The sequence below is a fragment of the Bradyrhizobium sp. 23AC genome (assembly GCF_054863025.1).
The window spans coordinates 875,437-895,305 of the sequence record NZ_JAVAYN010000001.1; the positions used below are offsets into that span (position 1 = coordinate 875,437).

Genomic DNA, 19,869 nt, shown 5'->3' on the forward strand with positions numbered 1-19,869 from the left:
CCGGGCGCGCGCCGCCCGGCGTTGGAACTGACTACCGATCAAAAGCTTATTTTGCGTTGAAAACGCCGGTCCAACTGCTACGGACCATAAGTCTACCGCCCCAGCGCCAGCGCGATCAGGCCGAGCGTGCCGACGATGACGCGCCACCAGGCGAACACCACGAAGCCGTGCCGGGTGACATATTCCAGGAACGTCTTGACCACGATGATCGCGGTGATGAACGACACCACGAAGCCGATCGCGACGATGCCCATATGGTCCATCGTCATCTCGGAGCGGTTCTTGTAGAAGTCGTAGGCGAACGCACCGATCATGGTGGGGATGGCGAGGAAGAACGAGAACTCCGCCGCCGCGCGCTTGTCGGCGCCGAGGAACATCGCGGCGACAATGCTGGCGCCGGAACGCGACACGCCCGGGATCATCGCCACGCATTGTGCGATGCCGATATAGAGATACATCAGCAGCGGAAACCTCGTGGCGTCATGCTCGCGCGGCTTGAGGTCGAGCTTGTCGACCCAGAGCAGGATGGCGCCACCGACGATCAGCGTGAAGCAGACGACCCAGGGATTGAACAGCACGCTCTTGATGTATTTGCCGGCGACGAGGCCGACGATCACGGCCGGCAGGAACGCCACCAGCACGCCGAGCACGAAGCGGCGCGAATAGGTGTCGCCCGTGAAGAAGCCGATCACGACATCCCAGAGCTTCTTGAAGTACAGCCCGACGATCGCGAGGATCGCACCCAGCTGGATCAGAACCGTAAACGAATCCCAGAACGCGCCTTCACCGAGATGGAAGAAGCGTTCCGCGAGCAGCAAATGGCCGGTCGAGGACACGGGAAGGAACTCGGTCACACCCTCGATGATGCCGAGGATCACTGCCCGTATTGCGTCTGACATATTTACGGTCCATTTCGGCTGGAAAAGCGGGGCTCTTCTCGCCTATTCGCCCCCATGCCGCAATCGCAAAATGCGAAATCACGCCCTTGCCTCGCGGTTTTGAAGGACTAGTGTGGCGCCGCACAAACATTGATGGAATCTTAAGCACCATCAAATAGTCAAAGGCTTCATGTTTACGCTGTTTCATCATCCGTTCTGTCCGCATTCGCGTTTCATCCGCCTGATCGCAGGCGAATACGGGCTCGACCTCAAGCTGGTCGAAGAGCGCAGCTGGGAGCGGCGCGAGGCATTTCTGTTGCTCAATGCGGCAGGCACGACGCCTGTGATGGTGGACGACGAGCAGCCCCCGATCCCGGGCGCTGCGATCATCGCCGAATATGTCGACGAGGCCTATGGCGCCGAGATGGGACCCAAGCGCCTGATGCCGGAGACGATCTCCGAGCGCGTCGAGGTGCGCCGGCTGATGGCCTGGTTCAACGAAAAATTCTTCGAGGAGGTCTCGCATCCTCTCGTCACCGAGCGCATTTACAAGCGCTTCATGAGCGAGGACAACGGCGGCGGGCCGCCCTCGGCCGACGTGATGCGCGCCGCCAAGGCCAATGTGCGCTATCATCTGGCCTATATCGGCTGGCTGGCGCAGACGCGTAATTTCCTCGCCGGCGACCGGCTCACTTACGCGGATCTCGCCGCCGCGGCGCATCTCTCGGCGATCGACTATCTGGGCGACGTGCCATGGAGCGAGGACGACGCAGCAAAGGCGTGGTACGCGCGGGTGAAATCCCGCCCCTCGTTCCGTCCGCTGCTGAGCGAATGGCTGGCCGGCGTGCCGGCGTCGCGGACCTATGTGGACCTGGATTTCTGAACTCCGATCCGACTGAACTGAAGGCGGCGCTGACGCGCGAGGCGCGGGCGCTCGGCTTCGACTGCATCGGCATCACTGCGCCAGGCACGATCGAGAGTGCCGGAAAATACTTCCTCGAATTCATCGCCTCCGGCGGCCATGGCGACATGGACTGGCTCGCGGCGCAGCCGGAACGCCGAGTCGATCCGCGCGGGCTGTGGAGCGACGTGCGCTCGGTGATCATGCTCGGCGTCAATTACGGCCCGGACCAGGATCCGCTCGCGATCCTCGAGCAGGGCACGCGCGCGGCGATCTCGGTCTATGCGCAGGGCGACGACTATCACGATCTCATCAAGAAGCGGCTGAAGGCGCTGGCGCGCTGGCTGGTCGCGACCGCGCCGTCGGACGTGAAGGTGTTCGTCGACACCGCCGCGGTGATGGAGAAGCCGCTGGCGCAGACCGCGGGTCTCGGCTGGCAGGGCAAGCACACCAACCTCGTCTCGCGCGAGTTCGGCTCGTGGCTGTTCCTCGGCGCGATCTACACCACGCTGGAACTGCCTCGCGACGCTGCCGAGATCGATCATTGCGGCTCGTGCCAGGCCTGTCTCGACATCTGCCCGACGGCGGCGTTTCCCGCGCCCTACAAGCTCGATGCGAGGCGCTGCATCTCCTATCTCACCATCGAGAACAAGGGACCGATCCCGCACGAGTTTCGCAAAGCCATCGGTAATCGCATCTATGGCTGCGACGATTGCCTCGCTGCGTGTCCCTGGAACAAGTTTGCGCAGGAGGGGCGCGAAGCCAAGCTCGCCGCACGCAGCGAATTGCGCGCGCCTGGACTTGCGGAGCTTGCACGGCTCGACGACGCCGCATTTCGTGCGCTGTTCACGAAGTCGCCGGTCAAGCGCATCGGCCGCGATCGGTTTTTGCGGAACGTGCTGATCGCGATCGGTAACTCGGGCGAGGCGGCGCTAGCCGAGGAAGCGCGACGGTTGCTGGAGGATGCGAGCCCGCTGGTGCGCGGGGCTGCGGTGTGGGCGCTGGGGCAGTTGGTGGGGCGGGAAGAGTTTGAGGCGATGAAGTCTGCCGCAGTCGCGAGTGAACACGACGAGGGTGTGCGCGAGGAGTGGCAGGCCGCTTCCTAACCCACCGCCGTCATTCCCCGCGAAGGCGGGGAATCCAGTACGCCGCGGCTTCTCGACTGAATCACCGCCGTCTCGGAGTACTGGATCGCCCGCCTTCGCGGGCGATGACACCCTTGTTGTGGTCACGGTGCGCGCGCTTCACCACTCTTGATTTCCCCATCCATTCCCGCAAAGTCGCGGGCATGACAAACCTGCCTTTCTTCACCCGCGATGGCGACACATTCCATCCGACGGAAGCCGCCAACGGTCCGTGGGATCCGAAATCGCTGCATGGACGCGTCGTCGTCGGGCTGCTCGGCTTCGCCATCGAGGAGCGCCATTCCAGTCCCGAATTGGTGCCGGCGCGGCTCACCGTCGACATGTTTCGGCTGCCGACCATCGACAAGCCGATCGAGGTGACGACGCGCCTCGTGCGCGACGGCTTGCGCATCCGCGTGGTCGAGGCGGAATTCGTCTCCGGCGGTGTCAGCATGGCGCGGGCCTCATGCCAGCTGCTGCGCAAGACGCAAAATCCTGATGGCAATGTCTGGTCGCCGCTGAACTGGGACGTGCCGAAGCCGGCCGACATTCCAAAACCCAGCGATCCCCGGCTCGGCATGAACGGCAAATGGACGACGCGGCCGATCGTGGGTCACATGGGCTCGCTCGGTCCGCGAAGACTCTGGATGAGCGAGGTGCGCGAGCTCGTCGCGGGCGTGCCGATGACGCCGTTCGTCCACGTCGCCACCGGCGCCGATTTCGCCAGCCCGTTTGCCAATGCCGGCGACAACGGGCTCGGCTACATCAACAGCGACGTGACGATCTATCTGCACCGCTTGCCGGTGACGAACTGGATCGGCTTCGAGGTGGTGAACCACCACGCCACCGACGGCGTCGCGATCGGCGAATGCTGGCTCTATGACGAACAGGGCCCGATCGGCACCGCGACGGTGGCCGCGCTGGCGCAGCGCAAGCCGATGGCCAATCCGTCGAAGCGATAGGAGCTTTCTTCATTCGTCATTCCCGGGCACGCGAAGCGTGAGCCCGGAATGACAAGAGGAGAGAGTTGCGCCTCTACTTCGAATGCCGCTGCATCTCCGGCCGCGCCTTCAGCGCCGCGCCCTGCTTGGCGACGATCTTGGCAATCCGTTCCGGCGCAAACTTCAGGTCGACAAACGCCGGCGCGGTATTGGCGACCTCGTGATAGCTCACGATCTTGCCGCCGTTCAGCGTCATGATCGCGACACCCTCGAACATGGCCCGCGCGCCGTCCGCCTCTGGCAAGATCGAGCGATAGCTGAAGGTGTAGCGCGCATAGAGCGTGGTGCCGTCGGTGACGGGATCGTGCATGTCCCAGCGGAAATCGGTCGCCGTGCGATAGAACCAGTCGTCGATCATCGCGGCGATCTTCTCGCGGCCTGCGAAGGCGCCGTAGAACACGTCGTGATAGACGCCGTCCTCGGTGAACAGCTCGGCGAATGCTCTGCCGTTGCGCTGCTCGACCGCATCGCAGAAGGCGCGCAGCATGGCGGTGGTGGTCATTGGCGTGTCTCCCAATTTCTTCGTCATGCCCCGCCTAGTGCGCAATTGCGCACGGGGGCGGGGCATCCAGTACGCCGCGGCTTCTCGATTAGAAAGGACCGCCTCTGGAATACTGGATCGTCCGCCTTCGCTGACGATGACACCGATTGTTTAGAGACACCTCACGCGATCTCAGCCACCGCGGCAAGAATGCGCGCGATGTCTTGCGGGCGGGAGAGGCGGTGATCGCCGTCCTGGATCATGGTCAGCACGACGTCGTCGGCCGGCAGACGATGTGTCAGCGCGAAGGCGTGCTGCCAGGGCACATCAGGATCCTTCGCACCTTGCAGGATGCGGACCGGGCAGCCGAGATCGATGGCGCTGCCGAGCACGAGATGATTGCGGCCTTCCTCGATCAGGTTCCGCGTGATCGGATAGGGCGAGCCATCGCCATATTCGGATGGCCGCAGCCAGAGACCCTTGGTCTCGATCTCCTGCTTCACCGCCGGCGAAAAATTCTTCCACATCAGCTCTTCGGTGAAGTCCGGCGCCGGCGCGATCAGCACCAAGCCCGCGAGCGAGGCCGCGCCAGAACGCTTCCTGATCTCGCGCGCGAGCAGCAGCGCCATCCAGCCGCCCATGGAGGAGCCGATCAGGACCTGCGGGCCATCGCAGAACCGTTCGAACACCGCCACGCACTCCTCCAGCCAGCGTCCGATGGTTCCATCGGCGAAATCGCCGCCGGATTCTCCGTGGCCGGAATAGTCGAACCGGACCATGGCGCGGCCGTGATCCCGGGCCCAGGCGTCCAGTGCCAGGGCCTTGCTGCCCTGCATGTCGGATTTGAATCCGCCGAGCCAGACCAGCCCGGGCCCCTGCCCGCGCCGGCTGCGCACCGCGATCCTGCGTGCTGACGGGCCTTCACCCACGTCGATGGAGTCGAGCACGGCATCGGGAATTGCATGGCTCATGGAACGTTTACCCTGGCTGTGCGGTTTGAGCTGTCGGGTCGTAGTCCGCAGCGCCGGAGACCGGCATTGTCCCTTTGGGACGCTTGCGGAACGGAAGCAAGGTGTCTATGTCGGTCAGCGTGCCCAGGCGTGGCCGAAATACCTCGCATTTGAGGGTTTTTCGTTTCGCGCACGAGCGAATTGCTTGCCGGCAAACGCATCTTCCTGCAAAATAGCAGCCTCTTTCACAACTTTGGAGAACCACCCATTCGCCGTCCCAATAAAGCCCCGCCCGTCGCCAGCAAAGATGGGCCGCGCATCAATGATGATATTCGCAATGCGCAGATCCAGCTGATCGATCAGGCCGGTGACAACAAAGGCACGGTCGAGACCGTCATGGCCATCCGGATGGCCCAGGAAGCCGGCATGGATCTGGTCGAGATCTCCCCGAACGTCAGCCCTCCCGTCTGCAAGATCATGGACTACGGGAAGTATAAGTATTCGGCCCAGAAAAAAGCCGCCGAAGCCCGCAAGCGGCAGAAGATCGTCGAGATCAAGGAGATCAAGCTCCGCCCGATGATCGACGACCACGATTACGACGTGAAGATGCGCGCGATGCAGCGGTTCTTCGAAGAGGGCGACAAGGTCAAGATCACGCTGCGCTATCGCGGCCGCGAAATGGCGCACCAGGAGATCGGCACCAAGCTTCTGGACAAGATCAAGACCGACGTCGCCGAGCTCGCCAAGGTCGAGCAGGACGCGCGCTTCGAGGGCCGTCAGGTCGTCATGGTGCTGGCGCCGCGCTGACGCCGGCTCGTTAGGACTGAGAATTCAACGGCCCGTCCGGATCTCCGGCGGGCCGTTTGCGTGTCAGGTTCGCGTCGCCTGCCAGGTGCCGCTGCATTGGTCGCCGGAGATGACGCCTCTCCACAAGCCCGCGCCGTGCACGCCGGCGAGCCGGCCGCCGCCGCTGGCATGGGAGGCGCCGACCGAGACCTGGACCGCCACAGCTCCGCCGCGCTTGACCTTGCCGGAGACCCGGCCGCCGCCGGCGGACGACACCCGGCTGCCGGTCACGGTGAAGGGAACGCTGTAGCCGGAGCTGCAATTGCCGCGCGTGGTCGCGAAGGTGACATTCCAGATGCCGTCATAGCCGCCCATGCGGGCGTCGGCGGTCGAGGGCATCGCGGCTGCGGCAAGCATGGCGAGCAGCGCCAGACGGCGCGGACGGGCGAAAGCAGTCAAAGAGGAGTGCGATTGGGAAAAACGGGCCATTTGGGTCCTGCTCCAGGCGACACGGCTTGGACATATGGGTTGCAATTCCGGATAGTCGCCGGGCAGGTTCCGGCGGTTCATCGTTGCCAATTGGCTTGTCCTCTGCCATAAGCCCAGCCTTCATCGCCCGGCTGATTAAGGGCTGCCGTGGCGGTGTTTCGTGCGGGTTTTGCGCTTGTTCGTAAAAACCTGAGCACAATCAACGCTCTAACGAGCATTTTGACGGCCAGCCGCCTTTCGCGGGCGGATCTCTGTGGCCATTAGGAGAGCCAAATGCCCAAGCTGAAGACCAAATCGGGCGCTAAAAAGCGCTTCAAGGTGACTGCCACCGGCAAAGTGATGCACGCCCAGCGCGGCAAGCGTCACGGCATGATCAAGCGGACGAAGAAGCAGATCCGTCAGCTCCGCGGCACCCGCGTGCTGTTCAAGACCGACGGCGACAACGTCAAGAAGTACTTCTTGCCGAACGCCTGATCGCGTCCACGATCATTGCCGCCAGCGCCGCATGTCCCGCGGCGATCCGAAAACCGAAGTCATCTCTGAAGGATTTTTGTCATGTCACGCGTCAAACGCGGTGTGACCGCCCACGCCAAGCACAAGAAAGTCTACAAGGCCGCCAAGGGTTTCTACGGCCGCCGCAAGAACACCATCCGCGCCGCCAAGCCGGCGGTCGAGAAGGCGATGCAATATGCCTTCCGTGACCGCAAGCGCAAGAAGCGGACTTTCCGCGCGCTCTGGATCCAGCGCCTCAACGCCGCGGTGCGTCCGTTCGGCCTGACCTACAGCCGATTTATCGACGGTCTCGCCAAGTCGGGCATCACCGTCGACCGCAAGGTGCTGTCGGATCTCGCGATCAACGAGCCCGCGTCGTTCCAGGCGATTGCCGAGAAGGCCAAGGCCGCTCTGGCGGCGTAAGCCGTTCTCCACTGCGTTCGACTTATGAGGGCCTGGGCAGGGGCGCGTCTCGCGCTTTGCTGCCCCGGCCGTCATCATCTCTCGCGCAAATACACTTCTCAAACGTGGATGCCCGGCGCGATGCCGGGTGTGGCGAGCTAGGATCATCGGCTCAGCATCCTGGCCAAAAGGGATTGCCATGACCGATCTTGCCAAGCTCGAAGCCCAGATCATCGCCGACATCGCGGCCGCCACCGACGAGGCCGCGCTGGAAGCCGTGCGTGTCGCAGCGCTCGGCAAGAAGGGCTCGATCTCCGCGCTGCTCGCAACGCTCGGCAAGATGTCGCCGGACGAGCGCAAGACGCAAGGCGCCGCGATCAACCAGGCCAAGGACCAAGTCACCGCAGCGCTCGCCGCGCGGCGCGACGTGCTGAAATCGGCGGCGCTCGATGCGCGGCTGGCGTCCGAGACCATCGACGTCACCCTGCCGCTGCGCGATGCGCCGACTGACGCCGGACGCATCCATCCGCTGAGCCAGGTCTGGGACGAGCTGACGACGATCTTCGCCGACATGGGATTCTCGGTCGCCGAAGGCCCCGACATCGAGACCGACGACTACAACTTCACCAAGCTGAATTTCCCGGAAGGCCATCCCGCGCGCGAGATGCACGACACCTTCTTCTTCCATCCGAAGGAGGACGGCTCGCGCATGCTGTTGCGCACCCACACCTCGCCGGTGCAGGTGCGCACCATGCTGAACCAGAAGCCGCCGATCCGCGTGATCTGCCCGGGCCGCACCTACCGCATCGATTCGGATGCGACCCACACGCCGCAATTCCACCAGGTCGAAGGTCTCGTCATCGACAAGAGCTCGCATCTCGGCCACCTCAAATGGATCCTGCACGAGTTCTGCAAGGCGTTCTTCGAGGTCGACCATATCAACATGCGCTTCCGGCCCTCGTTCTTCCCGTTCACCGAGCCGTCGCTGGAAGTCGACATCCAGTGCCGCCGCGACAAGGGCGAGATCCGCTTCGGCGAGGGCGAGGACTGGCTGGAGATCCTCGGCTGCGGCATGGTGCATCCCAACGTGCTGCGCGCCTGCGGCATCGATCCCGACGAGTACCAGGGCTTTGCCTGGGGCATGGGCATCGATCGCATCGCCATGCTGAAATACGGCATCGCCGATCTGCGCCAGCTGTTCGACAGCGACGTTCGCTGGCTGTCCCATTACGGCTTCAAGCCGCTGGAGGTGCCGACGCTGGCTGGGGGTCTGAGCTCGTGATGGCCTGCTGGGACACAATTGCTCCAGCCGCAACGACGGTCGGACTCCCTCTCCCGCTTGCGGGAGAGGGTTGGGGTGGGGGTCTCTCCTCGATGGGGTTGCCAATGGTCGATCCTGAACATCCGGACTGGAAGGTCTCGGGCAAGCTGCGAGGCAATGCTCGCTCACTCAGGCGCGACTCAACCGATGCGGAGCGGATCCTCTGGTCGGAACTGCGCGGCCACCGACTGAACGGCGCGAGCTTCCGCCGCCAAGTGCCGATCGAGAATTACATCGCCGATTTCATCTGCCACGCAGCCAAGCTCGTCATCGAGCTCGACGGCGGCCAACACTTCTCGAATGATGGCGAGCGCGCCGACGCGCGTCGCTCTACCGCAATCGAAGCGATGGGCTTCAAGGTGCTCCGCTTCAGCAATCTCGATGTCATGACAAATCGTGGCGGCGTTCTCGAAACCATCGCGACCACCGTCGCGGAGAGAGCCCCCACCCCGACCCTCCCCCGCAAGCGGGAGAGGGAGCAGACCGTCTCCGTGGAGAAAACACAGCCATGAAATTCACCCTCTCCTGGCTGAAGGATCATCTCGAGACCGACGAGCCGCTCGACAAGCTCGCCGAGAAGCTCACCATGATCGGGCTCGAGGTCGAGAACATCGAGGACAAGGCGAAGGCGCTCAAGCCCTTCACCATTGCGAAGGTGATCTCGGCCGAGCAGCACCCGAACGCGGATCGCCTGCGCGTCTGCATGGTCGACACCGGCGACGGCGGTGCCCCGGTGCAGGTCGTGTGCGGTGCGCCGAATGCGCGGACGGGTCTCGTCAGCGTGTTCTCGCCGCCCGGCACCTACATTCCCGGCAAGGACATCACGCTCGGTGTCGGCACCATCCGCGGCGTCGAGAGCCGCGGCATGCTGTGCTCGGCGGCCGAGCTGCAGATCTCCAACGACCATGACGGCATCATGGAATTGCCGGCGGATGCGCCGATCGGCGCGGCTTACGCCGCATGGGCCGGCCTCGGCGATCCCGTGGTCGAAATCAATCTGACGCCGAACCGGCAGGACTGCACCGGCGTGCACGGCATCGCGCGCGATCTCGCCGCCGCCGACATGGGCAAGTTCAAAGACCCCGCCATCAAGCCGATCAAGGGCGAATTCCCCTGCCCCGTGAAGGTCACGGTCGAGGACGCCAATTTGTGTCCGGGCTTCGCGCTCCGCCTCGTGCGCGGCGTCAAGAACGGACCGTCGCCGGAATGGCTGCAGAAGCGGCTGACCGCGATCGGGTTGCGTCCGATCAACGCGCTGGTCGACATCACCAACTTCATGACCTACGACCGCGCGCGGCCGCTGCACGTGTTCGACGCCAAGAAGGTGAAGGGCAATCTCGTCGTGCGCCGCGCCCGCGACGGCGAGACGCTGCTGGCGCTCGACGGCCGCAGCTATAATCTCGATCCCAACATCTGCGTGATCGCAGACGAGCACGGCGTCGAATCGCTCGCCGGCATCATGGGCGGCGAAGCCTCGGGCTGCGACGATGATACCACCGACGTGCTGATCGAATCGGCGCTGTGGAACGAGATCAACATCGCGCAAACCGGCCGCAAGCTCGGCATCAATTCGGATGCGCGCTACCGCTTCGAGCGCGGCGTCGATCCGGCCTTCATGGTGCCGGGGCTGGAGCTCGCCACCAAGCTGGTGATGGAGATGTGCGGCGGCGCGCCGTCCGAGACCGTCGTGGTCGGCAAGGCCTTCGGCGACGATCGCGTGATCGACTTCCCCGTCACCGAGGTCAAGCGTCTGTCCGGCATCGAGGTGCCGCAGGTGGAGATGAAGCGCATCCTCACCCATCTCGGCTTCATGATGGCGGGCCCGGGCCCGGTGGTGAAGGTCGCGGTGCCCTCGTGGCGCTCCGACGTGCACGGCAAGGCCGACATCGTCGAGGAGATCGTCCGCATCTTCGGCGTCGACAAGGTGCCGATGACGCCGTTCGAGCGCGGCGAGGACGCGCGCAAACCGGTGCTGACGCCGCTTCAGCTGCGCACCCGCCGCGCCAAGCGCGCACTCGCGAGCCGCGGCATCATCGAAGCGGTGACCTGGTCTTTCATCACGAAGCCTGCGGCAAAATTGTTCGGTGGCGGCCAGCGTGAGCTCGAGGTCGCCAACCCGATCGCGTCGGATCTGTCCGACATGCGCCCGACCCTGTTGGCGGGCCTGATCGCGGCGGCGCAGGCCAATGCCGATCGCGGCTTTGGCGATGTCGCGCTGTTCGAGGTCGGTCAGGTCTTCAAGGGCGACCGCCCGCAGGATCAGTTCATGGCGGCAAGCGGCGTCCGCCGCGGCTTTGCTTCGTCGGAAGGTCAGGGGCGGCACTGGTCGGGTTCGGCACAGGCCGATGTGTTCGACGCCAAGGCCGATGCGCTCGCCGTGCTGGCCGCCGCCGGCGCGCCGATGCAGGCGCTGCAGATCGTGGCTGGCGGGCCGGCGTGGCTGCATCCGGGCCGCTCCGGCACGATCCAGATCGGGCCGCAGAACGTGCTCGGCACTTTCGGCGAGGTGCATCCCCGCGCGCTCGAAGCGCTCGGCGCCGACGGCCCGCTGATGGTGTTCGAGGTGATCCTCGACCGCATCCCCGAGGCGAAGAAGAAGCCGACCCGCGCCAAGCCCGTGATCGAGCTGTCGGCATTCCAGCCGGTGTCGCGCGACTTCGCCTTCATCGTCGACCGCGCCGTGAAGGCCGGCGACATCGTGCGCGCGGCACAAGGCGTCGACAAGAAGCTGATCACCGGCGTGAACGTGTTCGACGTCTACGAAGGCAAGGGCATCGACGACGGCAAGAAGTCGATCGCGATCGCAGTGACGATCCAGCCGCGCGAGAAGACCTTGACCGATCAGGAGATCGAGGCCGTGGCCGGAAAGATCGTGGCCGAGGTCACGAAGAAGACCGGCGGCGTCTTGAGAGCATGATGCCGAAAAGTGTGAAACGGTCTTCGGACAACGTCATGCTCCAGAATCATAGAGCATGACCCTTACGGACTTCCTCCCAAAGGACGTCAGCCTCACCATTGCGATGGCGCTCTGCGCCGTCGCTTTCGTTTCGGGCACCGCGCGCGGCTTCTCCGGCTTCGGCTCGGCGCTGATCTTCATGCCGCTGGCGAGCAGCATCGCGGCGCCACGGCTCGTGGCAGCTCTGCTGCTCGTGATCGATTTCGTCGCGGCGGCGCCGCTGCTGCCCGACGCCTGGCGCAAGGCCGATCGCAAGGCCACCGCCGTGATCGTGCTGGGCGCGCTGTTCGGCGTGCCCGTAGGCACCTATTTCCTCAGTGTGCTCGAGCCCGTCACCACGCGCTGGATCATCTCCTGCTTCGTCGCGGCGCTGTTGCTTCTGCTGCTGTCGGGCTGGCGCTATCGGGGCAAGGACCACGCCTGGCTCTCGGTCGGCATCGGCAGCCTCTCGGGCTTCTGTAGTGGCCTCGCGCAGACCGGCGGCCCGCCGATCGTCGGCTACTGGCTCGGCCGCCCGATCGCGCCGATCGTCGCCCGCGCCAATATCGTGCTGTTCTTCGGCGCGTCTGATTTTTTCTCAATGATCAGTTACGCGACCACGGGCCTGATCAGCCGCGAGTCGCTCGTGCTCTCGCTCATCGTCGGCCCGGTCTATGCGATCGGCGTCGCGTTTGGGGCCTCGCTGTTCGGCCGTGCGAGTGAGCGGATGTTTCGCGGCATCTGCTACGGGCTGATTGCGATGGCGGTGATCGCGGGATTGCCGGTGCTGGACGGGGTGTTGCGGTAACCACCGCTGTCGTCCCTGCGAACGCAGGGACCCATACCGCGTGATCTATCGATTAAGCACAGGTGGCCGTACCGACGAAGATCTCTTAACTGCCAGTCTTCACCGAACCACGTCATGTGGTTATGGGTCCCTGCGTTCGCAGGGACGACGGCGGAGTGTGTTGCGGCTTGATTGCCCTACTGCCTTGGCGCCCGCCGCTTCTTCGTCGACTGCGTCGGCACATCCGCCGAATCGTCCTTGAGCGCACCGATCTTGCGCAAGGCTGCGTCCGCGGCGCGCTCGCCGCTTTCCCAGGCACCGTCGACGGTGCCCCACAGCGTCTCGTGGGTGGCCTCGCCGGCGAGGAACACATTGCCGATCGGCTCGCCCAGGATTTTTCGCGAGAGCTGGCCGCCGGGTGAGGCGGCCGACATCGCACCCATGACGTAGGGCGAGGCGTTCCAGCGCGTCGCGCTGGTCTTTTGCACGGCGACCGCGGCCTCGCTGCCGAACAGTTTTGTGATCCATTCCCTGGCGAAGGCGACCATCGCCTTCTCGCCTTGCTCGGAGAGATCGCGCCCGAACGAGCCGCCGACGTCGATCGAGCACAGCGAGGAGCCGCCGATATTGGCGAACATGAGCGCGGTGCGCGTCGAATTGCTCTGCTCGATGAGGATATCGTCACGCGACAGGCCGAGCGGATTGCCCGGCAATTGCAGCACGATGCGATCGTAGCTGCCGAGGCCGAGTTTTGATGCCGCGTCTAACGTTCGTTTGGGAATGTCGGGCGTGAACTTGATCGCGCCCGATGTCAGCACGTTGGTCGAGACCGTGATGATGGCGGCGCGCGCGGCAATCTTGCCGGCTTGCGTCTCCACGCTGACGTCGCGGTTGCTCCAGGCAATTCGGCTCGCCGGTGTCGAGAGCGCCACCGGCGCCTGCTCGCCGAGCTTGGTCATGAGCGTGCCGAGGCCCTGACGGCAAGCGATCGCCGCATTGCGGTCCTGCGCGCGTCCCTTGTCGATTGCGGACAGCTCCTTCAGGTCCTTGCCGGCAAAGCTTGCGCCCAGCATGAACTCGGCCGCGCCCGCCCAGTCGCCGAGATCCTTCGGCAGCACGGACGCGCAAGAGGAATCCAGCTTGCCGCGCGCGGCCTCGTCGATGGCGCGGTTGGCACGCACCAGCGCCGCCAAAAACTGCTCGGTCTCGCCCGCGCGCGCGTTGCGGCGGCCGATGCGCATCTTCTGACCCGACGGTGCCGGCAGTACATCCAGCCCGGCGCTGCGCGCCAGCCGGATCATCGGATTGGTGTCGGGGTTGTGCATCCAGCGCGCGCCGCGGTCGAACGGCACTTCGAAGGTCGTGCTGTCAGTGATACAGCGGCCGCCGATCTGGGACGCCGCTTCCACCACGATGACCTTGCGCCCCGTCGCCATGATGCGCCGCGCCGCGGCGATTCCCGCGGCCCCCGCACCGATCACGACGATGTCGGTCTCGCGCGGCAGAGTCGCGGCGTTTGCGCGCAGGGCCGGCATCGCGGCAAGAACCGCCGACGCCGAAAGGAAGCCGCGGCGCGTGATTGTCATGTCATGGTTTCCGGGGGCTTGCGGCAAACGGGAACAGCCCGCGAACCTTGCCGCATCTGATGTTGCACAGCAACCATCATGGTGAATCAATCGTGCTTGATCTCACGGAGTGATGAACCGAATTGCAACATGTTTCGACCATGATAGAGAAGGAAAAAAGGCGGCCGGAAAAGGCCGTGGGGGGAGTTTGAGATGGGGACGGCCCTAGATTCAGTCGGCAAGCTGATTGCCGCGTACCTCTCCAAGGAGGTGCCGGGCTACGAGCCGTTCACGCCGAGCGACCCGGAGCACCTGCGCGGCGTGATCGAGCCCGGTGATGTGCTGCTGGTCGAGGGCAACAACCGCATCTCCGGCATCATCAAATATCTGACGCAGTCGACCTGGTCGCATGCCGCGCTTTATGTCGGTCCGATCGAGGGCGCGGAAGAGCCCAACGGCGAGCCGCATGTGCTGATCGAGGCCAATATCGGCGAAGGCGTCACCTCTGCGCCGCTGTCGAAATACTTCCCCTATCACACCCGCCTCTGCCGTCCGGTCGGGCTGTCCTATGAGGACCGCACCACGGTCTGCCGCTATGCGATCAACCGCATCGGCTTCGGCTACGACACCAAGAACATCGTCGACCTCATGCGCTTCCTGTTCCCGCTGCCGATACCGCAACGCTGGCGGCGGCGCATGATCGCGATCGGCTCGGGCGATCCGACCAAGATCATCTGCTCGGCGCTGATCGCACAAGCGTTCGACGCGGTGCGCTATCCGATCCTGCCGAAGATCACCAAGGCCGGCAGCCGCGCCGCCCGCCGCGACATCCTGCACATCCGCGATTCCTCGCTCTACATGCCCCGCGACTTCGACATCTCGCCCTATTTCGAAGTCGTCAAACCCACCATCGTGCACGGGTTCGACTACACCGCCCTGCACTGGGCCGACAAGCAGAAGCCGCTCGAGGAGGTAGCGGGCACATTCAGTGTGTTTCCAGAAACGATCAGTGCGCCGCCGCTCGTTCCTGAGGCGGTTGACCAAGAAGCGCCGGCTGAAATTCCGGCTGCGCAAATGAGTGCGCAAGCTGCGGAGGCGGCTGAAAACGTGCCCGTCTCCGGGCATGTCCCGTTGCTGAAGAAGCTGGCGATGTACCGCCCGAGGCGGCGTGGCCGGGTACGCGAGAGGGCGGCGTAACGGCCGTCGTCCCTGCGAAAGCAGGGACCCATACCGCGTGATCTATCGGCTGCGCCGGTAGAAATCCCGAACTCCCAGTCTTCGTCAAACCCTTCCCTGGGGTTATGGGTCCCTGCGTTCGCAGGGACGACGGCTGTGAGTGTGGCGCAACCTCTCCTCAGTAACCGTCATTGCGAGGAGCTCTTGCGACGAAGCAATCCAGACTACGTCTTCGGGACAGTCTGGATTGCCTCGCTCGCAATGACAGACGTAAAGACCTACCGCTCCGCCCGTCCGATCACCGCCATCAGCTCCGCGATCTTCTCGCGTTGGTCGGCCTTGTCGCCGCTCGCGATCGCGTGCTCGACGCAATGGGCGACGTGGTCCTTCAGGACCTCTTCCTCGACCCGGCGCAGTGCGGCACGCACCGCAGAGATCTGCGTCACGATGTCGATGCAGTAGCGGTCCTCTTCTACCATTTTCGAGAGGCCGCGAACCTGGCCTTCAATCCGGCCGAGGCGTTTTCCGACAGATGCCTTGATGTCCTTGCGCATGGGGTCTATATACCCCTACCGGGTATGGGTTGCAAGACCCAGGGTACAAGGCCGGAGCAAGGGCAATGAACGAACATAGGCATCATCAGGGCGCGGACGGACATTCCGGATGCGGTTGTTCCGCCAGGACGGAAGCGGCCAAGACTGAACCGGCCAAGACCGAAGCAGCCAAGCCGGCGGCGTCCTCCTGCTGCGGCGGGCACGGCGATCATGCCGGCCACGGCCATCATCACGCGCTTGACCATGGCGATGCGGCCAGCAAGGTGCACGATCCCGTCTGCGGCATGATTGTCGATCCCACGACTTCGAAGCACCGCTTCGACCATCACGGCGAGACCTTCCATTTCTGCTCGGCCGGCTGCCGCACCAAGTTCGCCGCCGATCCCGCCAAATATCTCGCCAAGGACAAGGCGCCCGCGCCGGAGATGCCCGCGGGCACGATTTACACCTGTCCGATGCATCCGGAGATCCGCCAGGTCGGTCCCGGCAGCTGCCCGATCTGCGGCATGGCGCTGGAGCCGGAAGTGGCAAGCCTGGAGACCGGTCCCAACCCCGAGCTCGCCGACATGACGCGGCGGTTCTGGATCGGCGGCGCGCTGGCGCTGCCGGCCGTGGTGCTGGAGATGGGCGGTCACCTCGCGGGCCCGCACAATTGGATCGATCAGACGCTGTCGAACTGGATCCAGCTCGTCTTCGCGACCCCCGTGGTGCTGTGGGCCGGCTGGCCGTTCTTCGTCCGCGGCTGGCAGTCGCTGCTGACGCGCAACCTCAATATGTTCACGCTGATCGCGATGGGCACGGGCGTCGCCTATGTCTACAGCATCATCGGCACCGTCGCGCCGCAGATCTTCCCCGCCAATTTCCGCGGCCATGAGGGTGCGGTCGCGGTCTATTTCGAGGCAGCCGCCGTCATTACCGTGCTGGTGCTGCTCGGCCAGGTGCTGGAGCTGCGCGCCCGCGATGCGACATCGGGCGCGATCAAGGCGCTGCTCCAGCTCGCACCAAAGACCGCGCGCCGCGTCGATGCCGATGGCAGCGAGCACGAGGTCGAGATTGATGCGCTCCATGCCGGCGAGCATTTGCGCGTTCGCCCCGGCGAGAAGGTGCCGGTCGACGGCGTCATCCTGGAGGGCCGCTCCTCGCTCGACGAATCGCTCGTGACGGGCGAATCCATGCCAGTCACCAAGGAGAGCGGCGCAAAAGTCATCGCCGGCACGCTGAACCAGTCCGGCAGCTTCGTCATGCGCGCCGACAAGGTCGGACGCGAGACGCTGCTGTCGCAGATCGTGCAGATGGTCGCGGACGCGCAGCGCTCGCGCGCGCCGATCCAGCGCCTGGCCGATCAGGTCGCCGGCTGGTTCGTACCGATGGTGATTGTCGTTGCCATCGCCGCCTTCGGTGCCTGGACCTGGTTCGGACCGGAGCCGCGGCTTGCCTTCGGCCTCGTTGCCGCCGTCAGCGTGCTGATCATCGCCTGCCCCTGTGCGCTTGGCTTGGCGACCCCGATGTCGATCATGGTCGGCGTCGGCCGCGGCGCGCAAGGAGGCGTGCTGATCAAGAACGCCGAGGCGCTGGAGCGGATGGAGAAGATCGACACGCTGGTGGTCGACAAAACCGGCACGCTGACCGAGGGCAAGCCCAAGGTGGTCGCGATCGTGCCGGCGGCCGGCTTTGCGGAAGATGACATCCTTCGCATGGCGGCCAGCGTCGAGCGCGCCAGCGAGCATCCTCTCGCCGACGCCGTCGTGCGCGCGGCCAAGGAGAAGCAGCTCACCCTCGGCCAGGTCGAAGAGTTCGATTCGCCGACCGGCAAGGGCGCGACCGGCAAGGTCGACGGCAAGACCATCGTTCTCGGAAACGCCAGATATCTGACGTCGATCGGTATCGACACCGGGACGCTCGACACTGAAGCCGAACGGCTGCGCGGCGACGGCGCGACCGTGATCAACATGGCCGTCGATGGCACTCTCGCCGGCCTGTTCGCGATCGCCGATCCGGTCAAGGCCTCGACGCCGGAGGCGCTGAAGGCGCTCGCGGCCGAAGGCATCAAGGTCATCATGCTGACCGGCGACAACCGCACTACGGCGGAGGCGGTGGCGCGCCGGCTCGGCATCGCCGAGGTCGAGGCCGAGGTGCTGCCGGACCAGAAGAGCGCTGTAGTGACCAAGTTGCAAAAGGCCGGGCGCAGCGTCGCGATGGCCGGCGACGGCGTCAACGATGCTCCGGCGCTGGCCGCCGCCGAAGTCGGCATCGCCATGGGCACCGGCACCGATGTCGCGATGGAGAGCGCGGGCGTCACCCTGCTCAAGGGCGACCTCACCGGCATCGTGCGTGCACGAAAACTGTCGCAGGCGACCATGAGCAATATCCGCCAAAACCTGTTCTTCGCCTTCATCTACAACGCCGCCGGTATTCCGATCGCGGCCGGCATCCTCTATCCCTCCTTCGGCGTGCTGCTCTCGCCGATCATCGCTGCGGCTGCGATGGCACTGTCTTCGGTGAGCGTGGTCGGCAATGCGCTGCGGCTGCGGGCGACGCGGCTGTGAGACAAGCGAGCTGGAATCGTAGCCCGGAGAGCATCTGATGCAGCGAATCACGATCACGATCGAGGACGACCTCCTGGCGGAGATCGACGCGGCGGCCGAAGCGCGCGGCTACCAGAACCGCTCCGAGATCATCCGCGATCTCGCCCGCGCCGGCCTGCAACAGAGCGCCGAAGGCACCGCCCAGACCGGCGCCTGCGTCGCCGGCCTCGTCTATGTCTACGATCACGCCGCCCGCGATCTGTCGAAACGCCTGGTGCAGGAATTCCACGGCCACCACGACCTCGCGCTGGCGACCCTGCACGTCCATCTCGACGACAACAATTGCATGGAGATGACGGCACTGCGGGGCGACGCCTCCGAGGTCAGGCATTTTGCCGACCACATCATCGCCGAACGCGGCGTGCGCTACGGCCGCGTGGTGATGATCCCGACCGGCGAAGGCAAGCAGGCGAAGGGACGCAAGCACGGGCATCGGCATGGGTAGACCGGATCTTACCCTCCCTGGAGGGGGAGGGTCGATCGCGCGTAGCGCGAACGGGGTGGGGTGACGGTCCCTCCGCGACGCACAGGGCCCGAGTGGAGAGATCACCCCACCCCGTCGCGCGATCTCGCTTCGCTCGATCACGTGCCGACCCTCCCCCTCCAGGGAGGGTCGCAACAGATCGCGACAAGCCACCCTCCCTTGCCGAAGCCGCATTGGGTGTCTACCTCTCGCAGGTAGTTTTCTGAGAGGGTGCCCCATGCTGGATGCCGCCGTGAAGGCGCTGTCGCAAATGATCTCGCCGCCGATGCGCTCGATCCTGTGGCGATCGATCGGGCTCGCGCTCGTGCTGATCACCGCGCTGGCGATCGGCCTGCAGCGGCTGCTCAGCTGGTTTGCGACCTATGGCGAGGTCTGGCTGGAAGGCCTGCTCGGACCGGGCTGGCACTCTTCGCTCGAAGTGCTGTCGTGGATCGTCTCGATCGCGGCGGGCCTCGGCGTCGTGTTCGGCGGCGTCTTCCTGATGCCCGCGATCACCTCGCTGGTGGCGAGCCTGTTCGTCGACGACGTCGCCGATGTCGTCGAGCGCGAGCATTATCCCGCCGAGCGGCCGGGCGTCGCGCTGCCGTTCAACCAGGCGATCTACGAGGGCGTCAAGACCGCGCTGCTGACGATCCTGGTCTATCTGATCGCGTTGCCGCTGGTGTTGTTCGCCGGCGCCGGCTTCCTGGTCTTCTTCCTCGCTGCCGCCTGGCTGCTCGGCCGTGAATATTTCGAGCTCGCGGCGATGCGCTTCCGCTCGCCGGAGGAGGCCAAGGCGATGCGGCGCGACAATGCGGCCACCATCTTCACCGCCGGCCTGTTCATCGCCGCCTTCGTCTCGATCCCGATCGTGAATCTGGCGACGCCGATCTTCGGCATGGCCTTCATGGTCCACATGCACAAGCGTCTGTCTGGCCCGCGGCCCGAGCTGATCGAGCCGGCGCGGCAGATGCGGTGA

Annotated in this window: 20 protein-coding genes; 14 read left to right on the plus strand and 6 right to left on the minus strand. The window is 64.9% G+C overall.

Features of this window, described 5'->3' with window-relative positions; translation table 11 throughout:
- Positions 1-92: 92 nt before the first annotated feature.
- Complete coding sequence (locus tag RAD10_RS04100; RefSeq protein ID WP_028139439.1) at positions 93-899, minus strand: undecaprenyl-diphosphate phosphatase; 807 nt, start codon at positions 897-899, stop codon at positions 93-95.
- Between the two features lie 169 nt (positions 900-1,068).
- Between RAD10_RS04100 and RAD10_RS04105 the strand changes: the two genes are divergently transcribed.
- The 3 genes from RAD10_RS04105 (at position 1,069) to RAD10_RS04115 (ending at position 3,865) form a co-directional block, all read left to right on the plus strand.
- Positions 1,069-1,761, plus strand: a complete 693-nt coding sequence (locus RAD10_RS04105) for a glutathione S-transferase family protein (protein WP_461616419.1) — start codon at positions 1,069-1,071, stop codon at positions 1,759-1,761.
- A complete protein-coding gene (queG, locus tag RAD10_RS04110; protein ID WP_461616420.1) occupies positions 1,710-2,885 on the plus strand; it encodes a tRNA epoxyqueuosine(34) reductase QueG in 1,176 nt (391 codons plus the stop codon). Before RAD10_RS04105 ends, queG begins: the two co-directional genes overlap by 52 nt.
- Positions 2,886-3,067: 182 nt before the next feature.
- A complete protein-coding gene (locus tag RAD10_RS04115; RefSeq protein ID WP_461616421.1) occupies positions 3,068-3,865 on the plus strand; it encodes an acyl-CoA thioesterase domain-containing protein in 798 nt (265 codons plus the stop codon).
- 73 nt (positions 3,866-3,938) lie between these two features.
- Here the strand turns inward: RAD10_RS04115 and RAD10_RS04120 are convergent, their stop codons facing one another.
- Both RAD10_RS04120 and RAD10_RS04125 read right to left on the minus strand, forming a co-directional pair.
- A complete protein-coding gene (locus RAD10_RS04120; RefSeq protein WP_461616422.1) occupies positions 3,939-4,406 on the minus strand; it encodes a nuclear transport factor 2 family protein in 468 nt (155 codons plus the stop codon).
- A 161-nt stretch (positions 4,407-4,567) separates the two neighbouring features.
- Positions 4,568-5,356: an alpha/beta hydrolase gene (locus tag RAD10_RS04125; protein ID WP_461616423.1), complete on the minus strand. Its 789-nt coding sequence runs from the start codon at positions 5,354-5,356 to the stop codon at positions 4,568-4,570.
- 246 nt (positions 5,357-5,602) lie between these two features.
- Here RAD10_RS04125 and infC point away from each other — a divergent pair, with 246 nt between their 5' ends.
- A complete protein-coding gene (gene infC, locus RAD10_RS04130; protein WP_080670072.1) occupies positions 5,603-6,142 on the plus strand; it encodes a translation initiation factor IF-3 in 540 nt (179 codons plus the stop codon).
- Positions 6,143-6,205: 63 nt separating this feature from the next.
- On the opposite strand, the gene RAD10_RS04135 is transcribed toward infC, so the two are convergent.
- Positions 6,206-6,610, minus strand: coding sequence for a hypothetical protein (locus RAD10_RS04135; RefSeq protein WP_461616424.1), 405 nt, complete (start codon positions 6,608-6,610; stop codon positions 6,206-6,208).
- 273 nt (positions 6,611-6,883) lie between these two features.
- On the opposite strand from RAD10_RS04135, the gene rpmI reads away from it, so the two are divergent.
- The 6 genes from rpmI (at position 6,884) to RAD10_RS04165 (ending at position 12,568) form a co-directional block, all read left to right on the plus strand.
- Positions 6,884-7,084 carry a 50S ribosomal protein L35 gene (rpmI, locus tag RAD10_RS04140; protein ID WP_008539890.1) on the plus strand — a complete coding sequence of 67 codons (201 nt, stop codon included), beginning with the start codon at positions 6,884-6,886 and terminating at the stop codon, positions 7,082-7,084.
- Positions 7,085-7,165: 81 nt separating this feature from the next.
- Entirely contained in the window at positions 7,166-7,525 is a 360-nt protein-coding gene (gene rplT, locus RAD10_RS04145) for a 50S ribosomal protein L20 (protein ID WP_247295030.1), read from the plus strand.
- Positions 7,526-7,703: 178 nt separating this feature from the next.
- Positions 7,704-8,786, plus strand: coding sequence for a phenylalanine--tRNA ligase subunit alpha (pheS, locus tag RAD10_RS04150; RefSeq protein WP_461616425.1), 1,083 nt, complete (start codon positions 7,704-7,706; stop codon positions 8,784-8,786).
- A 104-nt stretch (positions 8,787-8,890) separates the two neighbouring features.
- The gene (locus RAD10_RS04155; RefSeq protein ID WP_461616426.1) at positions 8,891-9,337 is read left to right on the plus strand and encodes an endonuclease domain-containing protein; all 447 of its coding nucleotides are present in this window, start codon (positions 8,891-8,893) and stop codon (positions 9,335-9,337) included.
- The gene (gene pheT / locus RAD10_RS04160; protein ID WP_461616427.1) at positions 9,334-11,742 is read left to right on the plus strand and encodes a phenylalanine--tRNA ligase subunit beta; all 2,409 of its coding nucleotides are present in this window, start codon (positions 9,334-9,336) and stop codon (positions 11,740-11,742) included. Before RAD10_RS04155 ends, pheT begins: the two co-directional genes overlap by 4 nt.
- 55 nt (positions 11,743-11,797) lie before the next feature.
- Positions 11,798-12,568, plus strand: coding sequence for a sulfite exporter TauE/SafE family protein (locus RAD10_RS04165; protein ID WP_461616428.1), 771 nt, complete (start codon positions 11,798-11,800; stop codon positions 12,566-12,568).
- Between the two features lie 176 nt (positions 12,569-12,744).
- Here RAD10_RS04165 and RAD10_RS04170 read toward each other — a convergent pair whose 3' ends face one another.
- Positions 12,745-14,133: a flavin monoamine oxidase family protein gene (locus RAD10_RS04170; RefSeq protein ID WP_461616429.1), complete on the minus strand. Its 1,389-nt coding sequence runs from the start codon at positions 14,131-14,133 to the stop codon at positions 12,745-12,747.
- A 192-nt stretch (positions 14,134-14,325) separates the two neighbouring features.
- Between RAD10_RS04170 and RAD10_RS04175 the strand changes: the two genes are divergently transcribed.
- Positions 14,326-15,309, plus strand: coding sequence for a YiiX/YebB-like N1pC/P60 family cysteine hydrolase (locus RAD10_RS04175; RefSeq protein ID WP_461616430.1), 984 nt, complete (start codon positions 14,326-14,328; stop codon positions 15,307-15,309).
- Between the two features lie 257 nt (positions 15,310-15,566).
- Here RAD10_RS04175 and RAD10_RS04180 read toward each other — a convergent pair whose 3' ends face one another.
- Complete coding sequence (locus RAD10_RS04180) at positions 15,567-15,842, minus strand: metal-sensitive transcriptional regulator (protein WP_007598521.1); 276 nt, start codon at positions 15,840-15,842, stop codon at positions 15,567-15,569.
- 65 nt (positions 15,843-15,907) lie between these two features.
- On the opposite strand from RAD10_RS04180, the gene RAD10_RS04185 reads away from it, so the two are divergent.
- The 3 genes from RAD10_RS04185 to RAD10_RS04195 all read left to right on the plus strand — a co-directional run bounded on the left by RAD10_RS04185 (position 15,908) and on the right by RAD10_RS04195 (position 19,869).
- On the plus strand, positions 15,908-18,388 hold the full coding sequence (locus tag RAD10_RS04185; RefSeq protein WP_461616431.1) for a heavy metal translocating P-type ATPase: 2,481 nt from the start codon (positions 15,908-15,910) through the stop codon (positions 18,386-18,388).
- 37 nt (positions 18,389-18,425) lie between these two features.
- Positions 18,426-18,872 (plus strand): nickel-responsive transcriptional regulator NikR, encoded by a 447-nt coding sequence (nikR, locus tag RAD10_RS04190; RefSeq protein WP_461616432.1) that lies wholly within the window; start codon positions 18,426-18,428, stop codon positions 18,870-18,872.
- A 256-nt stretch (positions 18,873-19,128) separates the two neighbouring features.
- On the plus strand, positions 19,129-19,869 hold the full coding sequence (locus RAD10_RS04195; RefSeq protein WP_461616433.1) for a sulfate transporter family protein: 741 nt from the start codon (positions 19,129-19,131) through the stop codon (positions 19,867-19,869).